Here is a 10,815-nt window from a genome sequence, read left to right on the forward strand (position 1 = left end):
GATAACGCAGCAGCGCTTGTTACTTGTTCAGCTGCTCCAGATAGCGCATGAGGATAACAGCCACCTGGGCACGGGTTGCGGTACCCTTGGGGGAAAGGGTGGTTTTGCTGGTACCGTTGATTAAGCCGTTTTCAACAGCCCAAGCCATTGCCTCACGGGCGAAGTCGGAAACCTCGCCGGCGTCGGAATAGGCGGTCAGGTCGGTTTCGGTATCCACATCCTGCTCGGTCAGCTGGGCATAGCGGTACAGAATCAGCGCCAGCTGCTCTCTGGTGATGTCATCGTCGGGGCCAAAGACGCCGCCGCCGTATCCGGCAACCACACCGTTGGCAGCGGCCCAGGTCACGGCATCCTCATACCAGCTGTCCACCTGGACATCGGAGAACTGGCCGGACTGGCTTACCTCGGGGGAACCAGCCAGACGGTAGAGCACCGTCACAAGCATGGAGCGGGTCAGCTCCATGTTGGGGGCAAAGGTGGTGGCGGAGGTGCCTGTAAACAAGCCCTTCTCTACCGCGTACTTTACCCCGTCATAGTACCAGCTGCCGGCCTCCACATCGGTAAAGGGCAGCTCACGGGCTTCGCCCAGGACGCCCACAATGGCAAAGAGGCCCAGACTGCTGGTGTTGAGGACATAATAGCCGTCCTTGACCTCGCCCTTGAGCACCGTCTTGGTGCCGCCGGCGTTGATGCGGTAGACGGTGAGTCCGTCAGCGGTGCAGGGGATGGAGATGGTGACGGAGCCTTCCGGCGCCGTGACCGCACCGTCCACCAGGGCGGTAATGTTGTACAGGCTCCAGCTGTCGGTGATGCCGGTCATGGCCTTGACCGCAGTGTCATAATCGCTGCCGGAGGTCAGCTTTTCCACGGACAGCGTAGCCTCATTGCTGAGCCGCTCGGAGTCGGTGGACAGCTTGATGCCGGTGTCTTTATCGGTGAGATCAACATCCACGATCTCCTCACCGGTGATGGAGGAGGTACCGGTGGCCGGATCATCGTCCGGATCCAGTTCAGAATTATCTGTAGACTGCAGTGTAGACCAATCAATCTTCAGTCGTGCATCCAGATAGCCATCGGCGCCAACAGCCACGCTGTCCATCGGCGTATACGGAACATCGATTTTCAAGTCGATGTACTCCACACCTTTCCCCGTAATGGAGTCAGGAAGGGTGATTTCAAACAGAGCTAGGTAGTCAAAAGGTGTCGTAATGCCTTCCCACTTGCCGTTGGGAGTGCAGATACCAGTCTCAAGAACGCTTACCGGTACGAATTCCCCATCATCGTTTTGGTACTTCATTCCACGGATAGCGGAGTAGTAGCCGCTGACGCTCACGGGATTGCTGGCAATCTGCAATACGCCAGTTTTTTCGTCATAGATGGCCAGGCGGTTGTTGTCAAAGGCCACATTGCCCATAGAGGCCTGGTTCAGCGTGGCGTGCCACAGGTTAATCTCAACCGTGTAGTAGCGTGTTTCTGTTTCACCGCCAGGGTTTCCACCGGGATTGGTACCGCCATCCTTTTTGAAAGTAGCAGTAATGATGACATTTTCGGCCGGCATTACAAAAGCATAGGTACCATTTTGCGGCGCAATGGTCTGCCCGTTGTACTGGACGGTTTCGACAACGTAACCGCTGCTGGGCGTCACAGTCAGAGTGACGGTGTCCCCCTGATGAGCCTCAACGGAGCTGGCAGTCACAGAACCGTTCTGAATGTCGGGAGAAATTGTAACGGAATAGGTAGGATTGGCCACAGCCTCAAAGCTGACCTCCACGGTCACGTTGGCAGCAGGCATAGTGAAGGTGTAGATCCCGTCCTCTCCGGCTTGAATCTCTGTGCCGTTGTACTTGACGCTCTTGACCTGATAATTCCGGTCGGGCTGCGGCGTAACCGTAATCTTTGTGCCTTCGGCAGCCTTGTCGGCAGACACCGAAACGGAGCCGTTTTCCGGCTCAGCGGTCAGAACGCTGTACTGGGGTTTCTCCGCGTTTTCAACAACAGCGGAAGTGATGACATAAATGCCGCTGCCATCAACGGGTGCGCTCATGATAATAGGAGCAGTCGGGGTGGGATAGGAAATATCGGAGGCCAGCAGCTTCACCGTGGTGCCATCCACCTGATAGAGCTTCAGGCCTTCCGCAGTAGTCCAGTCGTTCTCACCCTGGCCAACCTCCACATAGAGCTTCAGGCCCTCTTGGGTGTCACCGGTGACTTCCGCCTTCAAGACGGCGTTAAGCCCCTCGGCACCGACCGCGTTGACTGCGGCGTCATACTCATCGCCATCGGTCAGCTTACTGATGCTGGCGGTAACGCCCTCCGGCAGCTCCAGACCGGGCACATCGGTGGTGGTGGGCGGATCGTTGCTCTCCACCGGCTGGCGGTAGGCATCGCCTTGAATAGCGGCGTTCATGCCGCTGGTATCTGTGCTGAAATCAGGGAACTCCGACTGGTCCAGCTTCTGGATGGTATTCCAATTGAGCTCTACATAGGCCTGTTGATTGAAGCCCTCCATGGCATCCACATGGACGTAGATGTAGAAGCCGTCTTCGATCTCATTGACAAAGTATTCGTTCTGCTTATCCTCATAGGTTCTGGTAAACTTGTACACCCGGGGATAGTTGCCCATGGGCCAGCCATAAATTCCTGCGGCATCCTCATCGGCAGAGATGCCCTGCTCCCGCAGGTACTGAACGACCGATGCCTTTTCCTCATCAGATTTGGCGCTGTCATTATAGGAGTTATGATATTGATTTGCTGATTTCACAGTCGCAAACGAGGGAAACGGATTATATGTGGCCGGAATGCTCCAAAGTTCCAGCAAATGGCCGCGGAGATTCTGGAGATAGATCCACTGGAGGGTCATGTAGTAAGTAGCCTCTCCCTGTGCATTGACATACATGTACAGGGGGTTGATTTTCGCGTCGTTGGCCATGGAGTACCGATCACCGGGTGCGTAGCTGGCGTTCCAGATGGAGTACTCCACGCTGTAATAGCCCTCAGCCAATGTTTTGGTCGATTCCGCGTTTACCTCAGCATCCAGGAAAATATCATCATATCCCTCGATTTTCTCCAGCCCCGTGGTTACAGTCACATCATAAGCCGGCATGGTAAAGGTGTACACCTCAGGATCGGAAAAAGCCTTCTGGCTCTCGTCCTTAACCAGCTCCACCTCATGGATCTGATCATTTTCATCTGTATAGGTGACGCGGGGGTTGGCGATATATCCCCGTTCCGGCTCAATGGTCAAAGTGACAGGCAAGCCCACAGCCCGCATGGTCTGATCCACGGAAGCGGTGCCTGCCGCAGCCTCCGGAGGCGTCAGCGTCACACTGTGGGCGGCGTACCAGAATTCTGCTGTCAGAGTGACGTCCTCGTCTGGCATGACGAAGGTGTAGACACCGTTTTCATCAGGGGTCAAAACCGTGTCGTTGCATTTCAGGGAATCTTCCTTCAATAGGTAGTTGGTGTTGGGTAGGACCGTCACCTTGACGGTATCCCCGGCATCGGCGGTGTTGGACAAGCCGTTGGACGCAGTGTGCACAGCCATCTGCATCTGAGCCTTTTCCACCTGCACCCACAGTGTGCCGTTTTCCATTGTGCCTAGATTGATGCTGTGTGCACCAGAAGGGGCCTCAGGCTGAACGATATTCAGGACAGGGAGACCGGCCGCATCCACTTCCCAAAGGGTTGCATCATAGTCCGGATTCTCCTCAACCCAGGCGTTCAGAACCGCCACAGCGCTTTTGTCTTCCAGCGCATCGTACCGGTTCATGGAGTCAAACAGAGGTTTTTGAACAGCTCCGTTCTCATCCAGAAACGCGGCCATGTTGGGGATGTCGGTCATATAATTCCCCTTGTCCGTCAAAAACAAGCTGTCAGCTGTTCCTGTCAGGGCAAAGCAGTTTACAATGCGAGCCGATGAACCGTTTCCCGCACTGGGGCTGCCTGCTTCTTTGGCTAACGCCGCTTTCTCAACCGTTGCAGCGCTTACAGTGATGCTTCCTGTATTGACACAGTTGTAATAGCGGGCGCTCACATTGGTCATCGCCTCGTTGAAGCCATAGGCCCTCGCCTTGCCGCTTGTGTGGGTGGTTGCAACGGAAATGTCACCGCTGTTGAGGCAGTTTACCATAGTCTGGCCACCGCCGTCCTGAACAAAGCCGCCTGCATAGACATATCGGAGAGAACCGGAAACGGTAATATCACCGGTATTGCAGGCATCTACAGTCAACCCGTTATTAACGTCATGCGCCAATCCGCCGACATAAGCATAACTGTTTGTGGCACTCGAAGAGCCGGATACCGTAATATCGCCGTCATTACGCAGGTTTCGTGCCGTTCCACTGTTCAGAATAAGCTCCCCAAACATACCACCGATATTAAGCTCGCTCCTGTTTGCAGTAAAATCAGCCGTAATGTTAATGTCCACATCACTGGTCAAATCCGTGACGCTGCTGCCGCTGAAATAGGCGCAGATACCACCCGCATAAAAGGTCGCCTTACCGGAGCTATCGGTGGCAGTTCCTTCAATCTGCCCCTGCACACTCAAGGATGACAGGGCAGCATTCTTTGTTCTGCCGAACAGTCCAAGATCTCTGGGCAGTTCGCCGGTGATGCTTAAATTCTGAATCACATGTCCGGCACCATCGAAGTTACCGGCAAAAGGATAGTCGCTGGTTCCAATGGGCACCCAGTTGTGATCAGAAAGATCAATGTTCTGGCCCAGGGTAACCGTATAACCAGAAAAATCTGATCCTTCGTTGACCTTCTTTGCCAGAGCCGCCAGATCTGCCGCGTCATTGATGACCCAGTTTCCCGGCTCACTGGCGTACAGCCCAGCATCATAGTTTCCGTCGTCTGTCCAATGGCCTGCGCTGTTGACAATTGGAGATGTGCCACTGTCCACCGCTCCAACCGTAACCGCCATGCTCAGCAGCATGCTCACGCTCAACGCCATGGACAGGATGCGCTGATATAGTTTTTTCATAACATCCGCTCCCTTCCTCTTTTCTTACACACGTGTAACGCTCCTTTCTGTGTTCCGCCGGAGGCTCCGGCTTGATTTTCTCCCGCCGCCTCCGGCGGCTGGTATCTCCACCTCCTGAAAGAGGTACAGATCATCTGTCATGCAAATGGGGTTAGCTTAGGCTAACCTTTGCACCGAAATATTCCCAGCCGTCAAATGGCTGGGTGCGGCGCTGCTCATGATTCCCTGTCAAATCAAATAAGCAATTGACGAAAAGGAATATTTATCCTTTGCAACTGTATTTTATCCGCTGTTTTTCCTGTTGTCAACGGAATTTTCGGTATTTTTTTGACATAAATATTCGGCTCGCAGGAATGAAGCCTCCCCGGGTATTTACGGCTTTCAATTTCCGGTCGATTCGAGCAGTCGAATCCATATTTTTCGCTCCTGCTCCAGGATTTCCAGCATTTTTTCCACGCCCCCCATGCGTTGAGAGAGGGACAAAAGTTTTTTTACCGTATCTTTTCCCCCAAGCTTCTTTTCCAGTTCCATGGTACGCTCCAGCTGATCCAGTCCGCCGGTTTTCTTCTCCCAGGCAGCCAGTTGATTGATCTTCTCCATGCCGCCGGACCGGTCATAGACCTGGAGCGTCTTTTTCAGCCCTTCCACGCCCCCTCGGGAACGAGCTGTATCCTGCAGCTCCTGGATCTCTTCCCGGCTCCGGATTAACTGTTCCACACCCCCCAGCTGCTCCGCCGTGTCCAGCAGGCCCCGCAGGCGCTCTTCACCTCCCGCCCGGGCCACCAGGCTGCTCATTCGCTGGATACCCTCCATACCGCCCAGCCGCTCAATGGTATGGCGCATTTTCTCGCTGGCCGTCAATGCCAGATTCTCCTGACCCTCCGCCATGCGTCGGCGCATCTCCTCCATGACCTCCGGTGCACAGGCCGTTTCCCCCATGACCTGAGTAGCCATCTTTACATGGCCCTGGATCAACGACACGGTATTATCGGTGATGCCGTGCTCGATGTGGCAGGCTTCCTCGTCAGCCTCCTCTACTGGCACGCCCAGCCGAATCAGCCATCCCTGGATGATCTGGTGCCGCTCCAGGATCTTCTGGGCAAGAGCCTCCCCGTCCGGCGTAAAATACAGGGCCTGCTTATTGGAGCGCCGCCCGCCACGCTTGGCCTCCAGAGGATGAATATAGCCGTTTTCCGTCAGCTTCCCCACCGCCGAATAGGTGGTGGACAGGTTCATCCCCAGCTCCTCCGCCAGGTCACTGACATATACACTGCCCCGCTGCAGCTGCAGCAGCAGCATGGCTTTCAGCAAGTTTTCATCTGCCTGCCGGGCTGCCTCCGCCCGTTGATTAAATCGTACCATGATATCCTCCTTTATCGAATTAGCTTCCGCTAACCAAAAGTGTATCAGCTATGCATTGTTTTCGCAAGGCTTACTTTGGATCTCTTTTAATCCCGAAAAAGTCCAACACCAGATAGGAACGGTATATTTCCGTCGAGTCATCATATGGATCCTCCGAAATGAAACAGGTTGCACCGGGCAGCAGAGTAGCGATTGGCGAAAGGCGGAAATTGCAGCGTAAGTAGGCTGCGAAAATCAACACAAATTCGCGGCGGTCTTCATCCTGCGCTTTGGCTGCCCGCCGCTGGAGTATCGCCGCAGGGCACGGCTTTCGTTTCTTGATGGCGACTAACGCAGACTTTCAGCCCAGAAAGAAGCCCACAGTTCTTTTTACAGAGCAATCTTATTTCACTGACCGACAAGGTGTTCCCGGGAGTCAACGAGTTGTTCAAAAGCCCTCAGAGAGCAGACGGTCATGAGAAGTGGGTGGACTTTGTCACGACCTTTTGGCATTGTGAGTGCATCAGTATGGTTAGTGAAAATGCATTCACAAATCGCTACCAGAAGTGGTGCAAGCGCATGGGATACAACTTCTCCGCGGCAAAAGCATCTGACCTCTATTTCGAGAGCCTCGGTCATATCGTCACACTGCCGAAAAACAACAACACGAAGTTGCTGATCCAGACGGCTGCCAAGGAGTTGACTGCGATGAACGAGTTGATTGCCGTTGTGCGCGGCGAGATGACTCGTCTTGCAAAGGAACTGCCGGAGTACGAAACCGTTCACGCCATGTATGGCGTGGGCGACACAACTGCCGCGCAGCTTATAGCGGAGATCGGCGATATTCGCAACTTTCCCCGCCGCAGCTCCCTCGTCGGCTTTGCCGGTGTTGACCCGGCAGTGGATGACTCCGGCAAGAATGTCGGTAACAGCAAAGCGGCTACAAAACGCGGCTCTCCACATTTGCGCAAAACACTCTTTCAAATCATGACGATCTATCTGCGCCTGGCACCGCAGGATGAACCCGTATACCAGTTTCTCAACAAAAAACGCTCCGAGGGCAAGCCGTACTATGTCTACATGACAGCCGGCTCCAACAAATTTTTGCGCATCTACTACGCCCGTGTGAAGGAATGCATGGCAAAGCTGGACGAGTCTGCCAAACCCAGCGAAACAATCGAGTAATCTACTTGCGGATACCTCTCAGCTGATGGGCCAAGTTGTTCACCGGCAGCTTTGTCATACCCTTTTTTACTCAAGTCCCGATTGATCTTTCTATTCAATTTGGGCTTGACTTTTTATTTGCAGACTCTTATTATATATAAACATTTACTCAAAGTAAATAATCCTCTAATTAGTTTCAATTATATTTTACCTGTTCTGTTGGTAGCATAATGTCGGGAGGTGAAGTGATGCAAACAGAGTTTCCGGAACGATATATCACTCTGGGCTTAAAAATCGCCTATTACAGAAAAAAGGCGGGATTGACACAGGAGGTTCTTGCTGAAAGAATCGGGAAAAGCGTCAATTTCGTCGGTCAGGTGGAAGGGACGGGTACAATTCGAGGTGTATCCCTGGAAACCTTGTTTAAGATCGCCCAAGTGCTGAAAATCCCGCCCTCCAAGCTGTTGGAGGACGACTGAGCAACAACGGAAAAAGAACAGGAGAGCCGCCACCGAAACACATCCGGTGGCGGTGCCTTATTGCTGCGAAAGAAAAGATTCAAAAGATTCATGAAGCGCAAAATAGCCTCGTGCTGTGCATGTTTGCAGCCTATCGGCAAAAAGTCATGGTCATAACATCTTGCAATTTCCCATGATAAAGAGTATGATTTGGTTAGCGTTAGCTAACCTATGTCGAGGTGACTCTTCTGCCATGGATGACAACAAGCAGTTTTGGGAGCGGTTTTCACGGCATTACGCCGGCTTTATGCGCCGCTCTCAGGCGACCTATCAGCAGATCTGCAAAGCAATGCGCCCTTTTCTGAAACGGGATATGGATGTGCTGGAGTTGGCCTGCGGAACAGGTCAGCTGTCCGTCCCTCTGTCTCCGTGTGTCCGGAGCTGGGAGGCAACCGACTTTTCAGTTGAAATGATCCGTCAGGCCAAAAAGCAGGTGCATTCGTCTCGGCTCCATTTCTCCGTCCAGGACGCCACCAAGCTGCCCTACGGGCCGGAGAGCTTCGATGCGGTCGTGATCTCCAACGCCCTCCATGTCATGCCTCACCCGGAAAAGGCTCTGGCGGAAGCCTGGCGGGTTCTAAAGCCGGGGGGGATGGCTGTTCGCCCCCACCTTTGTCTGGGGCAAAAGCCGCAGCGCCAGACTCCGGCTCTGGTTCATAGGGCTGTCCGGCTTTCGGGTATACCATGTCTGGACTGCCGGGGAGCTGATGGCATACCTGTCCGAGCGCGGCTATTCCATCGTTCGCCATCAGCTTCTCGGAAGCTCGTTGGCGCCGCTGTGCTGTCTGATGGCCAGAAAGATCCCGGATGAACGGACCGCGGCACAGCAGGCCCGCATCCGATCTGCGCTGCTCAATCATACAAAAGTCAAGAAGGAGTGAGAGAACATGTGGAAGTACACAGTGGAAGTCAATGGAATGATGTGCGGGATGTGCGAGGCTCATGTCAATGATGCTGTACGCAAAGCCTGCCCGGTCAAAAAGGTGAATTCTTCCCGCAGCAAAAACCAGACCGTGATCCTCTCTGAAACAGAGCTGGACACGGAGGCTCTTATGAATACTATTCGCAGCACGGGGTATGAGGTCGGCACGATCCAGAAGGAGCCGCACAAAAAAAGAGGATTTTTCGGTTGAGTTCATTGGCGGCAGCGATCAGAAAAGAGGCGTGAACATGAACACGGCAATGCAGTCATTTGGATATGGATTAACAGCTTTGCTATTTTGCATCGCTATTCTTGGCGTGTGCCATAAAATCAAAAAAGCTGCCCGAAAGATTCTGAAAAGTAACCAGCCACATCATAAGGATATTTTATCGTAAGTGCTTCCTCACTCGTCAAGGCAAGCCGGAGAAAGGCGGCGGCTTCCTCGTCGGTCATGGTCTTGGCTTCCGGCACAATGCTCTCAAAGACTGCGCCCCGGACGATCAGCCGGTGGCTATCTGGCGGTGGGGGGACAGCTTGCCGCTGTGATCTGCATCTCCGACCCGCTGCGGGAGGAGGCGAAGGAAGTCCTATCCGCCCTCCGCGCCCTGGGGATCACCAGTACCGTCATGCTTACCGGAGACAGTTACCGTACCGCCGCAGCCATTGCCGCCCAGGTGGGAGTGGACGATTTCCGCGCCGGAGTCCTGCCGGCGGACAAGGCGGAGTATGTGGCCCGGCTTCGCCGGGAGGGACACACCGTGTTGATGGTAGGCGACGGCATCAACGACTCGCCGGCCTTGTCCGAGGCGGACGCGGGCATCGCCATCAGCGACGGCGCCGCCATCGCCCGGGAGATTGCAGACATCACCATCGCTGCCGACAGCCTCTGGGAACTGGTAGAGCTGCGCCAGATCGCCATGGCTCTAATGGCGCGCATCCACTCCAATTATCGTTTTGTCATCGGCTTCAATGGTGCGCTGATCGCTCTGGGCGTAGCCGGAGTCCTGCCGCCAGCCACCTCCGCCACGCTGCACAATTTCTCCACCCTGGGCGTCAGCCTGCGGAGCATGAGCCGACTGGCACTTCTGAAAATGTAGAGTGCAGAACTCTTTTGAAGAAATAAATACATAATGAGACTCGCAGGGGGGGAAGGAAATTCCTCCTGCGAGCCTCATTTTTCTATCTTTTCTGGTGGTATAAATTCCAACAGATCACCGATCCCACAATTCAATACCGTACAAAGCCTTGCGAGGACATCTATATCTAAACGAGTAATTTGGTTTTTACAATAATTGTTGATCTGCGTCCGTTGCATCTCAGCTCGGTGGCTCAGCATGTTCTTGCTAAGACCGGATGCTTTCAACAGCTCGTCCAGCTTAATGCGAATCGTTCCATATTCCACTTGCCAACCCTCCAACCACAAGAAATATGTTGACAAGTTTAGTGTACCCTTGGTAGAATAGAAAAATAAGATGTAGAAAGTCTTGTCAGACTAATTGCACATATATAATGCACAGTTTTGGCTGGTGCTTTTTGGCCAGTACGAATATATAATAATACAAAAAGCGGATAATCTTCAAATTTCAGCAAAACTGCCTAAAACCTAAGCGATTTCTAAGAAACCACCAAAAATTCCCTATTATAATACCCCCATCGAAACGGTGAGGGGAAACGCACTTTTTGTCTGTTATCCCCGCAAGGGGAGAATATGGCAGGAAAGCGTATAGGGAGCAATGAACACCCGCCGGGGGTCAGGGAAAAAAGAGTAACATTACATACCGCAATCCTCCAAGGGGTTGCGGTTCTTTTTTATTCGACACCATTTGTCCTTACTCACTATATACCGCTAAAGCTCGGCAAATATTTCTCTTCGTATGCACTCACCG

Annotated in this window: 8 protein-coding genes and 2 pseudogenes; 6 read left to right on the top strand and 4 right to left on the bottom strand. The window is 53.4% G+C overall.

The window, feature by feature from the left end; genetic code table 11:
- Nucleotides 1-19: 19 nt before the first annotated feature.
- Both B5G42_RS15065 and B5G42_RS15070 read right to left on the bottom strand, forming a co-directional pair.
- Complete coding sequence (locus B5G42_RS15065; RefSeq protein WP_087272050.1) at nucleotides 20-4,984, bottom strand: S-layer homology domain-containing protein; 4,965 nt, start codon at nucleotides 4,982-4,984, stop codon at nucleotides 20-22.
- 381 nt (nucleotides 4,985-5,365) lie between these two features.
- Nucleotides 5,366-6,346: a metal-dependent transcriptional regulator gene (locus B5G42_RS15070; RefSeq protein ID WP_087272053.1), complete on the bottom strand. Its 981-nt coding sequence runs from the start codon at nucleotides 6,344-6,346 to the stop codon at nucleotides 5,366-5,368.
- Between the two features lie 507 nt (nucleotides 6,347-6,853).
- Between B5G42_RS15070 and B5G42_RS15080 the strand changes: the two genes are divergently transcribed.
- From B5G42_RS15080 to B5G42_RS18245, 5 genes are all read left to right on the top strand, one after another.
- A complete protein-coding gene (locus B5G42_RS15080; RefSeq protein ID WP_140399867.1) occupies nucleotides 6,854-7,510 on the top strand; it encodes a transposase in 657 nt (218 codons plus the stop codon).
- Nucleotides 7,511-7,737: 227 nt separating this feature from the next.
- Nucleotides 7,738-7,968, top strand: coding sequence for a helix-turn-helix domain-containing protein (locus B5G42_RS15085; protein ID WP_006573024.1), 231 nt, complete (start codon nucleotides 7,738-7,740; stop codon nucleotides 7,966-7,968).
- A 232-nt stretch (nucleotides 7,969-8,200) separates the two neighbouring features.
- On the top strand, nucleotides 8,201-8,818 hold the full coding sequence (locus B5G42_RS15090) for a class I SAM-dependent methyltransferase (protein ID WP_242961242.1): 618 nt from the start codon (nucleotides 8,201-8,203) through the stop codon (nucleotides 8,816-8,818).
- 76 nt (nucleotides 8,819-8,894) lie between these two features.
- Nucleotides 8,895-9,140, top strand: coding sequence for a heavy-metal-associated domain-containing protein (locus B5G42_RS15095; RefSeq protein ID WP_087272058.1), 246 nt, complete (start codon nucleotides 8,895-8,897; stop codon nucleotides 9,138-9,140).
- A 37-nt stretch (nucleotides 9,141-9,177) separates the two neighbouring features.
- Entirely contained in the window at nucleotides 9,178-9,324 is a 147-nt protein-coding gene (locus B5G42_RS18245; protein ID WP_162611123.1) for a hypothetical protein, read from the top strand.
- On the opposite strand, the pseudogene B5G42_RS18780 reads toward B5G42_RS18245, so the two are convergent.
- Nucleotides 9,260-9,442 (bottom strand): annotated as a pseudogene (locus B5G42_RS18780) (DUF3847 domain-containing protein); the annotation flags it as partial. The gene B5G42_RS18245 and the pseudogene B5G42_RS18780 overlap by 65 nt on opposite strands.
- Between B5G42_RS18780 and B5G42_RS15110 the strand changes: the two are divergent.
- A pseudogene (locus tag B5G42_RS15110) lies at nucleotides 9,442-10,026 on the top strand (HAD-IC family P-type ATPase); the annotation flags it as partial. The pseudogenes B5G42_RS18780 and B5G42_RS15110 sit on opposite strands and share 1 nt — an antisense overlap.
- A 74-nt stretch (nucleotides 10,027-10,100) precedes the next feature.
- On the opposite strand, the gene B5G42_RS15115 reads toward B5G42_RS15110, so the two are convergent.
- Nucleotides 10,101-10,331 carry a helix-turn-helix domain-containing protein gene (locus tag B5G42_RS15115; protein WP_087238088.1) on the bottom strand — a complete coding sequence of 77 codons (231 nt, stop codon included), beginning with the start codon at nucleotides 10,329-10,331 and terminating at the stop codon, nucleotides 10,101-10,103.
- Nucleotides 10,332-10,815 lie beyond the last annotated feature (484 nt).

Source organism: Flavonifractor sp. An91 (assembly GCF_002159225.1).
Lineage (GTDB): Bacteria > Bacillota > Clostridia > Oscillospirales > Oscillospiraceae > Flavonifractor > Flavonifractor avicola.

Bases quoted from the DNA above. Each gene is read 5' to 3' on its own strand.
- B5G42_RS15090 (WP_242961242.1), top strand. From the start codon at position 8,201: ATGGATGACAACAAGCAGTTTTGGGAGCGGTTTTCACGGCATTACGCC.
- B5G42_RS15065 (WP_087272050.1), bottom strand. From the start codon at position 4,984: ATGAAAAAACTATATCAGCGCATCCTGTCCATGGCGTTGAGCGTGAGC.
- B5G42_RS18245 (WP_162611123.1), top strand. From the start codon at position 9,178: ATGAACACGGCAATGCAGTCATTTGGATATGGATTAACAGCTTTGCTA.
- B5G42_RS15095 (WP_087272058.1), top strand. From the start codon at position 8,895: ATGTGGAAGTACACAGTGGAAGTCAATGGAATGATGTGCGGGATGTGC.
- B5G42_RS15080 (WP_140399867.1), top strand. From the start codon at position 6,854: ATGGTTAGTGAAAATGCATTCACAAATCGCTACCAGAAGTGGTGCAAG.
- B5G42_RS15085 (WP_006573024.1), top strand. From the start codon at position 7,738: ATGCAAACAGAGTTTCCGGAACGATATATCACTCTGGGCTTAAAAATC.
- B5G42_RS15070 (WP_087272053.1), bottom strand. From the start codon at position 6,346: ATGGTACGATTTAATCAACGGGCGGAGGCAGCCCGGCAGGCAGATGAA.